The organism is Pseudomonas migulae (genome assembly GCF_024169315.1).
Taxonomy (GTDB): Bacteria; Pseudomonadota; Gammaproteobacteria; order Pseudomonadales; family Pseudomonadaceae; genus Aquipseudomonas; species Aquipseudomonas migulae_B.
This window is the reverse complement of the sequence record NZ_JALJWR010000001.1, coordinates 1123863-1139114: the sequence shown is the minus strand read 5'-3', so window position 1 is coordinate 1139114 and position 15252 is coordinate 1123863. Positions and strand designations below refer to the sequence as shown.

At 59.5% G+C, this 15252-nt stretch carries 11 protein-coding genes and 1 pseudogene; 4 read left to right on the top strand and 8 right to left on the bottom strand.

Features of this window, described 5'->3' with window-relative positions; all coding sequences use genetic code 11:
- Window positions 1–108: 108 nt before the first annotated feature.
- Complete coding sequence (locus tag J2Y86_RS05190; RefSeq protein ID WP_253428666.1) at window positions 109–351, top strand: hypothetical protein; 243 nt, start codon at window positions 109–111, stop codon at window positions 349–351.
- 114 nt (window positions 352–465) lie between these two features.
- On the opposite strand, the pseudogene J2Y86_RS05185 reads toward J2Y86_RS05190, so the two are convergent.
- From J2Y86_RS05185 to J2Y86_RS05175, 3 genes and pseudogenes are all read right to left on the bottom strand, one after another.
- Window positions 466–1481 (bottom strand): annotated as a pseudogene (locus tag J2Y86_RS05185) (SMP-30/gluconolactonase/LRE family protein).
- A gap of 68 nt (window positions 1482–1549) precedes the next feature.
- Window positions 1550–2695 carry an SRPBCC family protein gene (locus J2Y86_RS05180; RefSeq protein ID WP_253428665.1) on the bottom strand — a complete coding sequence of 382 codons (1146 nt, stop codon included), beginning with the start codon at window positions 2693–2695 and terminating at the stop codon, window positions 1550–1552.
- 106 nt (window positions 2696–2801) lie between these two features.
- Window positions 2802–3665 carry a LysR family transcriptional regulator gene (locus J2Y86_RS05175; protein ID WP_253428664.1) on the bottom strand — a complete coding sequence of 288 codons (864 nt, stop codon included), beginning with the start codon at window positions 3663–3665 and terminating at the stop codon, window positions 2802–2804.
- A 405-nt stretch (window positions 3666–4070) separates the two neighbouring features.
- Here J2Y86_RS05175 and J2Y86_RS05170 point away from each other — a divergent pair, with 405 nt between their 5' ends.
- Window positions 4071–4247 carry a hypothetical protein gene (locus tag J2Y86_RS05170; protein ID WP_253428663.1) on the top strand — a complete coding sequence of 59 codons (177 nt, stop codon included), beginning with the start codon at window positions 4071–4073 and terminating at the stop codon, window positions 4245–4247.
- 219 nt (window positions 4248–4466) lie between these two features.
- Here the strand turns inward: J2Y86_RS05170 and J2Y86_RS05165 are convergent, their stop codons facing one another.
- From J2Y86_RS05165 to J2Y86_RS05155, 3 genes are all read right to left on the bottom strand, one after another.
- Entirely contained in the window at window positions 4467–6314 is a 1848-nt protein-coding gene (locus tag J2Y86_RS05165) for an amidohydrolase (RefSeq protein WP_253440125.1), read from the bottom strand.
- A 307-nt stretch (window positions 6315–6621) separates the two neighbouring features.
- Window positions 6622–6936 (bottom strand): SCP2 sterol-binding domain-containing protein, encoded by a 315-nt coding sequence (locus tag J2Y86_RS05160; protein ID WP_019690779.1) that lies wholly within the window; start codon window positions 6934–6936, stop codon window positions 6622–6624.
- 64 nt (window positions 6937–7000) lie between these two features.
- A complete protein-coding gene (locus J2Y86_RS05155; RefSeq protein ID WP_253428662.1) occupies window positions 7001–7711 on the bottom strand; it encodes a histidine phosphatase family protein in 711 nt (236 codons plus the stop codon).
- Window positions 7712–7912: 201 nt separating this feature from the next.
- On the opposite strand from J2Y86_RS05155, the gene sohB reads away from it, so the two are divergent.
- Together sohB and J2Y86_RS05145 are read left to right on the top strand one after the other, a co-directional pair.
- Entirely contained in the window at window positions 7913–8935 is a 1023-nt protein-coding gene (gene sohB, locus J2Y86_RS05150; RefSeq protein ID WP_253428661.1) for a protease SohB, read from the top strand.
- Window positions 8936–9140: 205 nt separating this feature from the next.
- A complete protein-coding gene (locus J2Y86_RS05145) occupies window positions 9141–13007 on the top strand; it encodes a leucine-rich repeat domain-containing protein (RefSeq protein WP_253428660.1) in 3867 nt (1288 codons plus the stop codon).
- 43 nt (window positions 13008–13050) lie between these two features.
- Here J2Y86_RS05145 and J2Y86_RS05140 read toward each other — a convergent pair whose 3' ends face one another.
- Both J2Y86_RS05140 and J2Y86_RS05135 read right to left on the bottom strand, forming a co-directional pair.
- A complete protein-coding gene (locus tag J2Y86_RS05140; RefSeq protein WP_253428659.1) occupies window positions 13051–13545 on the bottom strand; it encodes a DUF934 domain-containing protein in 495 nt (164 codons plus the stop codon).
- A complete protein-coding gene (locus tag J2Y86_RS05135; RefSeq protein WP_253428658.1) occupies window positions 13529–15187 on the bottom strand; it encodes a nitrite/sulfite reductase in 1659 nt (552 codons plus the stop codon). The genes J2Y86_RS05140 and J2Y86_RS05135 overlap by 17 nt, the downstream gene beginning before the upstream one ends.
- Window positions 15188–15252: the final 65 nt, after the last annotated feature.

Genomic DNA, 15252 nt, shown 5'->3' with positions numbered 1-15252 from the left:
ATGTCGCTCCAGCCACCGACGACCGGTGGCTGAAAAATTGGAACGGCGATAAATCCCGGCACCTCGAATGATCAGAGTCCGACTTTACGGCTCCATGCGAGGTGCCCCATGACTGATCCCAAATTTCCCAGCGAAGAGCAGGGCGGCTACGACCCTATCCCCACCCGTCCCGAGCCATTGAGCCCCGGGCGCACCACCGTCAACCCGGAAGACGAACCGGGCATCGACGAGCTGCCGAACAACGAAGGCGCCATCCCGATGGACCAGGACGATGGCACCGACCTTGATCCGGAGCGTGTGCGGGAAGAAACCGATAACGCTGTTCGCGATGGCGAGATGGATCCCCGTTAGTCGAGCCTGACGCAGATCAAATGTGGGAGCGGGCTTGCTCGCGAAAGCGGTGTGTCATTCGACACATGTATTGACTGACACACCGCTTTCGCGAGCAAGCCCGCTCCCACAGGTTTACTGCAATGCCTTGCTTAACGGCAACCGCGCCATATGCGTCGCCTTCAACGACCCGAAATACAACCACTCCCCATACTCTCTCACCGTGGTGATCGGCGAGTAATTGTCGCTGCTGCCGTCCTGCAGATTGGCGATCACCTGCCCTCGAGATCCAGCCCCAAGGCGAACCCGCGTTTCTCCACCGGTTTGGGCAGAACGGCCATCGCCCGCACGATCATCTTGCGCACGAAGGGATGCGCGGCCGTGGCGTCGAGCAGTGCGTTGCGGGGGGCATACAGCGCCACCCAGAAACGGTCCCGGCCATTGAACGCGAGGTTGTCCGGCAGCCCCGGCAAGTTGTCGATGAACAGATCGTGGGTACCGGCCTTCGGACCGCTCAGCCAGTAGCGACTGATGCGATAGGCGCCGGTTTCGTTGACCAGTACAAACGCCTCGTCCCGTCCCAGGGTCACGCCGTTGGCAAACTCCAGTTTATCCAGGAGGACCGCCGTTTTACCTGTCTGAAAGTCATAGCGCAGCAAGCGACCATCACCGCCGTGCTCGATGATCGCCTCGCCGTCGTGGCCGTACCCGAAGCGGCTGGAAGCATCGGTGAAATAGGCGTAATGCCCGGACTTGTCGATGGCCACGTCGTCGGTGAACCCGAAGTCCACGCCATTCGCCGCCGTGGTCAACGCAATCAACCGCCCCTGAGCGTCCAGCGACAGCAAGCCCTTGACCCCGTCAGCGATCACCAGCAAACCATTGGGATGCCGCGCCAGACCCAACGGCCGGCCGCCGGTGTCGGCCAGCACTTTGGTGACCTTGCCGTCGAGGCTGGTGCGAATCAACCGACCGTCATGCAGGCCGGTGATGAGCACGTTGTCCTCCAGCAGCAAGGCTTCCGGCCCGTCGATATCGTCGGCGCCCACACGCTCCACGCCTTTGAGTCGCTGATTGTCGGCGTAGGGCCCACTGGTGAGTGAGGGCGCCGGTGGCGGCGTCCAGGCCACCGGTTGCACCTTGGTCGGCATCAGCAGCAGAAAGGCGGCGATGGCAACGATCACCAATAGCACGACACGGCGAAACGTGACGGTTCGACTCACGCAGTGACTCCTGCCGGGGCCAGGTGCTTGTGGGCCATTTCGCGCAAGGCTAGCATCGACGCGGCCGATTCATGATCGATGCGCCGCTTCAACAACAGGCGATTGGCAATGCGCATCCCCAGGCCGCTGAACTGATACTCCAGCGTGCGGACAAACCGGGTGCCGTGGCCCTCGGCCTCGCATTCGTAGGTCACCTCCAACGACAAGCCATGATCGCCCTGAGCGCGAGCGCTCCAGCGACGACCGGGCAAATACTCGTTCACCGCCCAGCTTAAATGTCCCTCGCGCCCGCCGGCCCGGATGTCTTCTTCGAAGCGCGAACCTGCATGCAGCGGACCGCCCTGGCCCTCGACCTTGAGTGACGATGGGTGCCACTCCGGCCAGCGGGTCACGGTGCTGGCGTAGGCGAGCACTTCAATCGGGTTGCCGGCAATCGTGATCTGATGCTGCATGCGGGTCATGGGCGTTCTCGTTGGGTGCAGGTACGTTGGCTCGGGCTCCCAGTAAAGAGTGCCGAACAGGTAGTCCGTCAGTGGAAAAACGATGTTGAAATTGCGTTCCTGCATCAATTCCCGACGGTGATGCAGTTCATGCAGGCGGCGCATCTGGCGGATCCACGGCCAGCGCGTGACCGGGTTCGAGGGTGGCAGGTGCTCGCAGGCATGGAACACCTCATAGGCCAGGTAACCGAGGACCAGGCAGCCGCCGACCAGACCGGCGACGTTGGCATCGAACTGCCCGAGCAGCCACCAGACGGGCAGGGTGATGACAAGCGTATGCACCACGATCAGCCAGGCTGGAAACAGGATCACCCGCCAGTCGCGGGCGCTGTCGTACGTCATGTGGCCGGGCGCGAAGAAACTGTGATGGTCGCCGGCATGGCGGGCGTAGAACATCCGCGCGAAGCTTTTTTTGTGGTGCCCGAGGTGGCGATGCACCGTGTACACGCCGAAGTTGAAGCACAACAGCGTCAGTGGTACGGCGAGCCATTCCAGCGGAAGTACGTGATGCACGGTGCTCCAGAATGCACCAATGGCCAGCAAGCCGAATAACAGTACAAAGCCGCCGTGCAGCCAGGGGTTGTAGCGTGGATGAATGTCAGCGCGATAACGGGCGCGAAAAGCCTCGGTGGTCTGCCTCACTGCGTTCACCTGTGGTTATTGTTGTCCCAGCAGATTAGACGATCCCGCCGTTTCCGGCGGGCCGAAGCCAGGGGACACAAACGCCATGTTCCGGTGTAAAGCGAACTCAGGTCAGCGGGTTCCAGCGTTGCGACCAGTCATCGTCGGACTGGATGACTTCGCGCAGCAGGTCGAAGGCGTGTTGCAGGGTGGCCGAGTCACGGTCGCGGGTGTAAACCAGATAGGTCGGGTAGCTGAATTCCGGGGCTTTCGGCACTTGTTCCAGCACACCGCTTTCCAGGTAACTGTGCACGACCCGGGTACGGAAGTAGCCACTGCCACCGTTCTCCAGAATGTATTGCAAGGCCAGGGGACCGAGGTTGAAGCTCAGCGCGGCCTTGGCTTTCTCCGGCAACGCAGCATCGTGCTGACGGCGAAAATCCGGGCCCCAGTCGATGTACACGTAGGGATCGGGCTTTCCGGCCAGACGTACCAGAATCAGTTTTTCTTCCAGTATTTGCTCGACTTGCAGGCGCGGCCAATATTCCGGCTGATAGACCAGCGCGGCGTCGAGCACCCCTAGTTCGAGTTGGCGCAGAAGATTTTCGCCGTCGCGGATTTCCATGCGCAGTGCGTGGCCGGGAATTTTCTCCCGCAGTTCAGCGGCCCAACTGAGCATCAACGGGTTGCACAGGCTGACTTCGCCGCCGATGTGCAGCACGTCGTGGTAGCCCTCCGGCAACGGCAAGTCCCGGCGCGCGGCTTCCCAGGTTTCGACCAGTTGATTGGCGTAGACCACAAAGGCTTCGCCGTTCGGGGTCAAGCGGGCACCGGCGCGGTTGCGCACGAACAGCGTGCTGCCCAACTGGTTTTCGAGTTTCTGTACACGTGCGGTGATCGCGGTCTGGGTGACGTGGAGTTTTTCCGCTGCGGCGGCGAGGCTGCCGTGGCGGACGATTTCCAGAAAGGTACGGGCGAGGTCGATGTCCATGGGGAGGTCGGTGCGGGAGGTTCGGGCATTGTAAACGGATACCGGTGAGCTCGTTTGGTGCGCGTTTGTTGAGGGGGTACATATCCGTTGTTGCGGTAACGACGGCTGGCGGTTTCGCTCTTACAGCGAGTTACTTGGAAAAGCGCCAAGTAACCAAGCGCTTTTGCCCCTTTCTTTCGGTGCCTCGCTAGTGCTCGGCATGCCCTCGTTCCGGTCCTGCTCCGTGGGCCCGCCGCCATCGGCCATCCATGGCCGGGGGCGGCTAACCCGGCATCCCTGCCGGGTTGCCCACTGCGCAGAACCTCCACTCGGCCTCTCGAGGTGGCGACCACCGCCAATGCAACCGAGGCGGCCTGCGGGCCGACCTGGTTCTTCAGGTATATGCATTCCCCTGTGGGAGCTGGCTTGCCAGCGATGGTCGTTAACGATGACGCTTGCTGTCTGGATGAACGCGGTGTCTGGACGTTCATCGCTGGCAAGCCAGCTCCCACAGGGATTTTGGTGGACATGACATTGGTGTTCACCGCCGATGATCCTGACGAACTTCAGGCCGGCTATCAGGCCGCCTCGCTTTGTTTTTGATCTTGATCTGCCCCGTCGGGAGGCCGTACGTCAGGGGCGCTTGGCGCTTGGTTACTTGGCGCTCTTCCAAGTGACCCGCCGTCAGGGCGGAACCAATACCAGCCGTTACCGCAGCAATGGATATGTACACCCTCAAAAACCCCGCCGCCTGACACACCGCTATCGCTGGCAAGCCAGCTCCCACAGGGGGCCGGGGACGTCCGCAAAACATGGTTCAACTCAAAACGCAAAACACGAACAGCCAAACGCCCCCCAGAAACCCTGAAAGTCACTGACCGGCGCCGAAGACAACCGCGCCCGTTCATGGCTGTGAGCATGCACCGCGCAAGCCCCGACACAGTGATGAACCTGCGCCGTCATCGGCGCCAAAGGTCTCCAATGCCCCGGCACATTAACCACCGGCGACCATTCCGGTATCACCGGCACGGGAGGCGGACCGAGTTTCTCGAACTCGGCCGTGCCGTAGACGATCTTGCCATCGACAATGGTCAACACCGACTCGATCCATTTGACCGCTTCGTCCTCAATGTGAAAATAGTCCGCCGACAGCGCAATCAAATCCGCCAGTTGCCCGACCTTGATCTGACCCTTCTTGCCTTGCTCGGAAGAAAACCAGGCACTGCCATGAGTGAACAACTCCAGTGCCGTGTCGCGACTCAAACCTTGCGGGTACAGCTCCAGACCACCGACGGTACGCCCGCTGACCAGCCAGTACATCGACGTCCAGGGGTTGTAGCTCGACACCCGCGTGGCATCGGTGCCGGCGCCGACCGGAACGCCCTCGGCGAGCATCCGCGCGATCGGTGGCGTGTGCTCGGCAGCCTTGGCGCCGTAGCGGTCGACAAAATACTCGCCCTGGAACGCCATGCGGTCCTGGATCGCGATCCCTCCACCCAAGGCTTTGACCCGCTCGATGTTCTGTGGGGTGATGGTTTCGGCGTGATCGAAAAACCACGGCAGACCGTCGAACGGAATGTCGCGATTGACCTTCTCGAACACATCGAGCATGCGGCTGATGGATTCGTTGTAAGTGGCGTGCAGACGGAACGGCCAGCGTTGCTCGACGAGGTGGCGGACCACCGGCTCCAGTTCCTGCTCCATGGTTTGCGGCAGGTCCGGGCGCGGCTCGAGGAAGTCTTCGAAGTCCGCCGCCGAAAACACCAGCATTTCCCCGGCACCGTTGTGTCGCAGGAAGTCGTCGCCCTGACCGTAGTGGGAGGTGCTGGTCCAGTTCTTGAAATCGGACAGCTCTTCCTTGGGTTTCTGGGTGAACAGGTTGTAGGCGATGCGCACCGTGAGCTGTTGATCTTTGGCCAGTTGCTGAATGACTTGATAGTCGTCCGGGTAATTCTGATAACCACCGCCGGCGTCGATGGCGCTGGTGACGCCGAGGCGATTGAGTTCGCGCATGAATTGCCGGGTCGAGTTGACCTGGTATTCCAGCGGCAGTTTCGGCCCCTTGGCCAGGGTCGAGTAGAGAATCATCGCGTTGGGGCGGGCGATCAGCATGCCGGTCGGGTCGCCATTGGCGTCGCGCTGGATTTCACCGCCCGGCGGGTTCGGCGTATCGCGGGTGTAGCCGACCACTTTCAATGCGGCGCGGTTGAGCAGTGCGCGGTCGTAGAGGTGCAACACAAACACCGGTGTGTCTGGCGCGGCTTTGTTCAGTTCATCAATCGTAGGCAGGCGTTTTTCGGCGAACTGGAACTCGTTCCAGCCACCGACCACCCGCACCCATTGCGGCGTGGGTGTACGGTCGGCCTGGTCCTTGAGCATGCGCAAGGCATCGACCAGCGACGGTACGCCTTCCCAACGCAATTCAAGGTTGTAATTCAAGCCACCACGGATCAGGTGCAGGTGCGAATCGTTGAGACCGGGAATCACCGTGCGACCGTGAAGGTCGATAATTTGCGTGCCCGGGCCTTGCAACGCCATGGCCTGAGCGTCGCTACCGACCACCACGAAGCGCCCGTCCTTGATCGCGACGGCACTGGCCTGGGGTTTCTTGCGATCGACGGTGTGCAGGCGTCCGTTGTACAGAATGAGGTCGGCCGGGGCATCTGGCATGGTTTTACTCCCTGCGAATAGAGGGCTGATCCAGGCACCGACGGCACCCGCCGTAAGGCCTTGCAGTACATGTCGACGGTTGAAACCGTCGTGGTCGTCAGGTGGGCTCATGGCAGTGTTCTCCGCTCGGTTCTTTCATCGAAGAAAGGGGGATTGAACAGCCGATGTCTGACGCATGCGGCCAGAAGGAATATAGACCGCAAATCCGCAGGGGGCGGTTTTCCAAAGGTGAAAAACGACGAATCCCGCCACAAGGGGCGGGATTCGTGTGCAGCCAGAGAGGCTCCCGAGCGCGGGAGCCGCCGTCTTAGCTCGGGAACAGCTCGGACAGTTTCATCGCCAGCATCATGTCGCCTTCAGCGCGCAGTTTGCCGCCCATGAACGCCTGCATGCCGTCGGTCGAACCGTCAACGATGCCTTCCAGGGTTTCGCCGTCCATCACCAGAGTGACCTGGGCGTCAGGGTTCTCGCCTTCTTTCAGCTCGCAGGTGCTGTCCTTGACGATCAGCGAGAAGTTCTTGGTGTCGTCGATGCGGAAACCGAAGACCAGGTCCAGACCGGCAGCAGCGGCTGGGTTGAACTTGGCTTTCATTGCTTGTACGGCATCAGCTACGGAGGTCATGGTTCGATCCTTTCTTGGGTAATTAGAGCTGGGTGATTACAGCCAGGGTCACAATAGTCCGGACTCAGCGAAACGTGATGAGTTCCGGGGCTTTCAACAGTTGCAGGTGCGCATGACTGTTGAAAGAAGCCAGTGCCACCTCGCGACCACGAAACTTCAGCTGGTTGAGCGAGGTGTTGACGATTTGCCAGTTAAGTTCAAACGCCTGCCGGGCAGGCATTTGCGTAATCAGGTGGAGCAGGGCGGTGATGGTGCCGCCGGAGGTGAACACGGCGATTTTCTGTGTGTTGTCGGCGCTTTCGAGGATTCGCTGCAAACCGGCCTGCACCCGCTCGACAAAACCCAGCCAGCTTTCCAGCCCTGGGGTGTCATAGGTGCCGGCGAGCCAGCGCTCGATGATCAGGGCAAAAATACGCTGGAACTCGGCACGGTTTTGCGCGGCATTGCGCAGGATCTCCAGCGCTTCGGGTTCGTCGTCGAGCATGGCCGGCAGCAGCGCACGGATCACCGCATCGGCATCGAATTCATTGAAGGCAGAATCGGTTTCCACGACCGGCACCGGCAAACCTGCGGCAGCGAACTGTTCCAGCGCACTGCTGGCGGTATGTTGCTGGCGGCGCAGGTCGCCCGAGAGGCAGCGGTCAAAGTGGATACCCAGCCCGGCGAGGTGCTGGCCGAGGACTTCTGCCTGGCGAACACCGGTCGGCGACAGAACGTCATAGTCGTCTGCACCAAAGGAGGCCTGGCCATGTCGAATCAAGTAGATACTGCCCACGTCCGCGTCATCCCGGTACGTTGAAGGTTTGGCGAGGTTATGAGGATGACGGTGAGCTGTCAATGAAAAAACATACGCTTGTTTGAAATGCCCGTTCCAGCGTGTTGCCAGAGGTTTCACGGCTGGCCGCCGGGCCGGCGCATGGGTATGCTGATGTTATCCCGCGCGTGTTTATGCAGCGCATTGTATTGAGGAGTCCCTGTGGAGTTTCTGTCCGAATACGCCAGTTTCCTGGCTAAAACCGTGACACTGGTGGTCGCCATCCTGGTGGTCCTGGCCAGTTTCGCGTCGTTGCGCAATAAAGGCCGGCGCAAGTCGGCTGGCCAGTTGCAAGTCAGCAAACTCAATGATTTCTACAAAGGGCTGCGCGAACGCCTGGAGCAGACCTTGCTCGACAAAGACCAGCTCAAGGCCTTGCGCAAGGTCGAGGCCAAAACCGAGAAAAAGCAAAAGAAGAAACCCGACGCCAAACCCCGGGTATTCGTGCTGGATTTCGACGGCGACATCAAGGCCTCGGCCACTGAAAGCCTGCGCCACGAAATTACCGCCCTGCTGACCCTGGCAACGCCCAAGGATGAAGTGGTGCTTCGTCTGGAAAGCGGTGGCGGCATGGTGCACAGCTACGGCCTGGCGTCCTCGCAGCTGGCGCGTATCCGTGAGGCCGGCGTGCCGTTGACCGTGTGCATCGACAAGGTGGCGGCCAGCGGCGGCTACATGATGGCGTGCATCGGCGACAAGATCATCAGTGCCCCGTTCGCGATACTTGGCTCGATCGGCGTGGTTGCGCAGTTGCCCAACGTCAACCGTCTGCTGAGGAAGCACGACATCGACTTCGAAGTCCTCACTGCCGGCGAATACAAACGCACCCTGACCGTGTTTGGCGAAAACACCGAAAAGGGCCGCGAGAAATTCCAGGAAGACCTGGACGTCACCCATCAGCTGTTCAAGAACTTCGTTTCCCGCTATCGCCCGCAACTGGCGATCGACGAAGTGGCCACCGGTGAAATCTGGCTCGGTGTTGCCGCGCTGGACAAGCAACTGGTCGATGAACTCAAGACCAGCGATGAATACCTCGCCGAACGGGCGAAGAAGTCCGAGCTTTATCACCTGCACTACGCCGAACGCAAAAGCCTGCAGGAACGCATCGGCATGGCGGCCAGCGGTTCGGTCGATCGCGTGTTGCTGACCTGGTGGAGCCGATTGACGCAGCAACGCTTCTGGTGACTTGTAGGAGCGAGTGGTGCGGTTGGAATGTCTAATCGTCATGACCAATAAAAAACCGTGGACATTTCCACGGTTTTTTTTGGTCTGCAAAACGTCCGTCCGCCAGCAGCGAACTTTCCTTGCGTTGTTGGCGATCCCTCCGACGTTCCAGTGCGGCCGGATTGGGTAGGGTGGTGGTTCTGAATTGACTGCAAAGGAATGCATCATGACCGCGGCACCACCTCTACGAATGCGCGATGAACTGAAAGCAGCGGTGGACATCGCGCTTCCGCAAACCCCGGGCCAGTTTGGCGGACAACTGATCAAGCAAAAATGGGGTGCGGAAATCGATCCGCAGACCGCCTTGCTGGTGACCCTCGATTACGACTACAGGGGCCATGAAGCACAGAACGGCATTCACCAAGGGCAAGTGGGAAGTTCGCGCACGCTGGTGCAGACGCTGCTTTCCAACTACCAGACCGTTGGCGACGGGCGCTTCGGTGAAACCGCTTTTGGTTTATATACGCCTCCAGATGTTGGGCCAGCTGTTCGTCTTGTCGAAAACGTCGACGAATTCGCTGATCACGGCAGTGGCAATCACCGTACCTACGAAGGCATTTATCGACAGACAACCCCGCAAACCTATGGACCCGATACACAAATCAAGCTGCGTCCAGCCGATTTCAAGAAATGGGTGTGGGAACTGGATTTGAAGTATTTGTATGAAAACTATCTGGACAAAGCCTGGCCGTCGGACGAGGTGCTGATTGCGTCCAGACCTTACGCATTGAGAACCTCGGTCAAGGCCGCTTTTGTCATGAGCGCGTGGCTGCAACATCATGAGAGCAGCTTGTCCAAAAAGGGCCTGGAGCTGGCGATGCGCGCGGCGGGGTTGCCGTCAGATCAAACCTGGGAAGGGCTGACTATTGGACAACTGCAAAGATCGACGCGGCTGTCTGCCAGCGTCGAGGGTGGGCGTTTGAAGCTCTATCGATACACGGCGAGGGATATCTGGTGTTACCGCGACCGATCCAGTGGTCGAGTGCTGCTGTACATCCCCGGCAACTCCTCACCGCTGCACGAGTTCGCCGACGGGAGCGAGCTTCGCCAATGGATAGTCGAGCAGGGCAAGGCTGCGGTAACGAAGCAGGCACTGGCTGCGCACTTCGCCGAGGATGATCGCGAAGACGGGACGTTTCACGCCGGCGTGTTCACAGCGCTCGATGGCATGGCGATTTATCCGCGCCAGCATCACTTGACCAAAGAGTCCGGCTTCTTCAACAACGACGGTTATTGGGACCCGGCGGACTACATCGACGTCGACATTGCTTCCTCGAAGACTGATCCGTTTGCGCAGCTGGTTCTGACCATGAAGCAGGCCGCCATCCTCACTGATCAAATCATCCGCGACGATGCTGATGTCAATCGCGCCAATTTGAGCGCCGTCGTCGAGCCCATTGTCCAGTGGGTCAATAAGTTCGGCCCGTTGGCGCTGTTCGTACCGGGAGGCGAGGGGTTGATGGTGCTTGCCGGGGTGATCGACACCGGGTATGGCCTGGATCAGGCCGTTAACGGTGAGACCGCCAGCAAACGCGCGCAGGGTGTGACTCGAACCGTGTTCGGTTTGCTCAATGCGCTGCCGCTGATACCTGCCGTTGGCTCGCTTGGCAAGGACGGGGCGGCGTTGTCTGAGCTGACCGGTCTGGAGCACGAAAGCGGCGACTCAAGCCAGCCGATAAAGGAACCCGTTGCACCCCCGGCGCCCCTGCAACCGGAATTGCCGCTGCCGACACGCGTTGACCTGCTGCGTGGTGTTGGTGCCCCGGCCGGTACTTTCTCGGATGAAGTGCTGGCACACATCGGCAAGGTCAGCGCCGTCGATAACGACATGCTTCGGCTGATGCAGGCCGGGCGCGCGCCGACGCCTTTACTGGCCGATACAGTGGATCGTTTCAGGATTGATCAGGAAGTTGCAGCGCTGGGCGACCCATCGACTGCGGCTGCAGAATTCAACCGTCGATATCAGGCACTTCAGCAGTCGGAGCACGAATGGGTCCGGCTGTTTCAACGCACTTATCCCGATCTGCCCAAATCGGCCGTGGAGCAAATGCTGGATCGCTATGGCGTCGATTTCAAGGCGACGCCCGACCCTGACCTGGCCAGGGAGTTGTTCAAACGACTGGACAGCAAGGCCCGCCAATTCCAGCAACATGTGCGCCTCAACCGCGCCTATGAAGGTCTCTATCTTCGGTCAGTAACCAGTCTCGAGTCGGATACGCTGGCGTTGCACTCTCTCGCGAATCTGCCTGGATGGTCCAAAGGGCTACGAATTGAAGTGCTCGACGGTTCGCTTGGCGGGCGGGTGCTGGATCATGTCGGTCCAGTCACCTCACCTGATTGCCTGCGCCTGATCAAGGTCCAGGGGCGGTATCAGTCAGCTCCTGATACTGCAGCGACAAGTTTTTGCGCGGCGCTCGCCGATGTCCTGTTCAGGGACGAACGTTCGGCCTTGCAACTGCTGTCTGCGGATCCTGGCGCTGAGCTGAAACTGAAAATCAGCGATCACGCGCTGTCTCGTACCGAGCTGGCTACCGGGCTGGATAGAATGGACCTGGGACTGGCATTTGAGTCGCAGGGGCTCAAGGGAGGGGCTTTCCCGGAGACACTTCAGAACGAAGCGTTGACGCAAGAGTTAAAGAGGATGCAACTCAGGTATGTCTATCCAGAGCTCTCTGATGTTGACGCTGATGTGGAGCTGACGCGGCTGGGCACCGGTTACACGGACTTGATTGAACAGTTGAAAATTCAACTTCAGCAATTGCACGCGGATATGAACGACTGGGTTGCCGGTGTGGCGCAAGACATCGTCCATATGGGTGTGCCTCAGTTGATCGCCGGCGATCTCGCGGCAGCCGGCATGAACAACGTGCAATTTGCGGCTCATAATGCAGGGTTGATACAAGACGCAATTGTGCGTGAAGAGGGGGGGCGAAGGGAGCTTGCTGACGAACTCATTGCCGTCTGGCAAAAGCGTCCTCCGCAACCCCATAGCCGTTACTCTGGCGACCATGTCACCGGCTTTACGATGGACCTGGAGCATGAATTCTTTCATCGATTACCCGCGTTCAATATTCGACTGAATGACGTCGTCGGCTTGAACATGTGCAACTTTCAAATGAACGTGATTTCCAGTCTGGATGAGTTTCTTGATGGCTTCCCCAATCTGCAAATGCTGGATCTGGAAGACGTTGATTTGCGTTACGACCTTGCGAATGGGCGACAGACCAGCGAATTGCCATCCGCGATTCCGATGTTGCAGCGTCTTACTTCATTGAACTTGCGCAACACCCACCTGAAATTGAGTGAGCTGAATGCCGGAAGGTTAGATGGACTGACCCATCTTCAACACCTGAACATGAGCGATAACCCATTGGGCGATCCGCCCTTGGTGATGAGCATGTACCAGCTACAGTCTCTGAATTTGAACAACACAGGGATCAAAGTGTGCCCGACCGGGATCATGGACCGACCCTATTTGACGCTGTTGGATTTGGGCGATAACCAGATCACACGCGTACCGCCGGCGGTACTGAATCAGGCGATTGCCCGGGATCGAGTGATGCTTTGGCGCAATCCGATCACCGACGAGGATACCTTGCAGCGCCTGGTGACACATCGAGAGCAAACGGGCATTAATTTGTGGCTGAGCGTGGGGGACAATAATTATGGGGATCCGCAAGCCTGGTTGAACGGCATTGCAGATGGGCAAGCGAATATTCGATTAGCGATTTGGCATCAACTGGCGCTGAGGCCTCGCGGCGGGCGATTTTTAGGGACGATCAATACACTGTCGTTAACCGCGGAATTCCGGGTCAATTATCTGGATCTGCAGACTCGGGTATGGCGATTGCTGACAGAAGCAGAAGCGTCGAATGAGTTATGGGCGCGATTGATCCAGGATGTGAGGTTGCCCGCGGGCGCCTTCGACAACCCGTTTGCGGCGTTCACAACCTTGGAGGACCGGGCTCGACTCTATGCCAACTGGGTGGCCTTGGGGCGACCATTTCCGGCGGTGGGGGATCCCCAGCAATAACCTATGAGCCTTGAACCCCGCAAAGGGGCTCAAGGCATCACAATCAACGGCGACGGAACAGCGGCAGCGGTTCGTCGGTGGCGGCCTGATAGGTCACCGAGAAGTCTTTGAGACCTTCCAGGGCTTCGTACGGGTCTTTGTCGGCGCGAATGGCAAACGCGTCGAAACCGCAGCGGTGCATATAAAACAGCTGGTCGCGCAACACATCGCCAATCGCCCGCAGTTCGCCTTTGAAACCATAACGGTCACGCAGCAGGCGGGCGTTGGAATAGTTACGACCGTCGGTGAAGGCCGGGAAGTTCAGGGCGATGACCTGGAAACTGGCTACGTCTTCGCCGATTTCTTCAGCTTCTTCATCGGCGTCCAGCCACACGCCCAGGCCGCCATCGCGGGCCTTGAGCATGCGGCTGTGTTCGCGCCACAGCTGCAACGGGACGATCAGGTCGTCGCAGTTGCTGATTTCGTCGATGTTGAAATCCTTGGGCAACAGGTGCCAGGTTTCGTCGACGACTTCGTTGTTCTTAATGATTCGCTGCATAGACGCGTTCCTTGAAGAGGTCGATGCCAATACGTTGATAGGTGTCGATGAAGCGCTCGTCTTCGGTACGTTGTTCGATGTACACGTCGATCAGCTTTTCGATCACGTCAGGCATGGCTTCCTGGGCAAAGGACGGGCCGAGGATCTTGCCCAGGCTCGCATCGCGACTGGCGCTGCCGCCAAGGGATACCTGGTAGAACTCTTCGCCTTTCTTGTCCACCCCGAGGATGCCGATGTGGCCGACGTGGTGGTGACCACAGGCGTTCATGCAGCCGGAGATGTTCAGGTCCAGTTCACCGATGTCGAACAGGTAGTCCAGGTCATCGAAGCGGCGCTGGATCGACTCGGCGATCGGGATCGACTTGGCGTTGGCCAGCGAGCAGAAATCACCGCCAGGGCAGCAGATGATGTCGGTCAGCAAGCCGATGTTCGGCGTGGCGAAACCTTGCTCGCGCAATTCGCCCCACATGGCGAACAACTGAGTCTGCTCGACGTCGGCCAGAATGATGTTCTGCTCGTGGGAGGTGCGCAGTTGACCGAAGCTGTAACGATCGGCCAGGTCGGCCACGGCGTCGAGCTGCTTGTCGGTGATGTCGCCCGGTGCAACGCCGGTCGGCTTCAGGGACAGGGTCACGGCGACATAACCCGGCTTCTTGTGCGCCAGGGTATTGCGGGTACGCCAGCGAGCGAAGCCGGGGTGTTGCTTGTCGAGTTCGGCCAGCTCGGCAGTCTGGTTGTCCAGTGCCTTGTAGTCCGGGTCGACGAAGTGTTTGGCGACGCGATGCACTTCGGCCTCGGTCAGCGTGGTCTGGCCACCGCGAAGGTGTTCCATTTCCGCGTCGACTTTCTGCGCAAAGACTTCAGGCGTCAGGGCCTTGACCAGAATCTTGATCCGCGCCTTGTACTTGTTGTCACGACGGCCATAGCGGTTGTAGACACGCAGGATGGCGTCGAGGTAGCTCAACAGGTCTTGCCACGGCAGGAATTCGTTGATGAACGCGCCAACCACCGGGGTACGGCCCAGGCCACCGCCGACCAGCACACGGAAGCCCAGTTCGCCTGCGGCGTTCTGCACCGGCTCAAGGCCGATGTCGTGGACTTCGATGGCCGCACGGTCGGAAGTCGAACCGTTGATGGCGATCTTGAATTTACGTGGCAGGTAAGCGAATTCCGGGTGGAAGGTCGTCCATTGGCGGACAATCTCGCACCATGGGCGCGGGTCGACCAACTCGTCGGCAGCGACACCGGCGAACTGGTCGGTGGTGACGTTGCGCAGGCAGTTGCCGCTGGTCTGGATCGCGTGCATCTGCACGGTGGCCAGCTCTGCGAGGATGTCCGGGATGTCTTCCAGCGCCGGCCAGTTGAACTGCACGTTCTGGCGGGTACTGATGTGGGCATAGCCCTTGTCGTAGTCGCGGGCGATCTTGGCCATCATTCGCGTCTGGCGCGAAGTCAGCTGGCCGTAAGGCACCGCCACCCGCAACATCGGCGCGAAGCGCTGGATATAAAGCCCGTTCTGCAAGCGCAGAGGGCGGAATTCTTCTTCGCTCAGCTCGCCTGCCAGATAGCGTCGGGTCTGATCACGGAACTGCTTGACGCGGTCCTCGATGATCCGCTGATCGTACTCGTCGTATACGTACATATAAGTCCTGTTCTCAGGCTTGGGCCGGTCGGATCCAGTTGCGATTTTCGCTTGCTGACATCTCC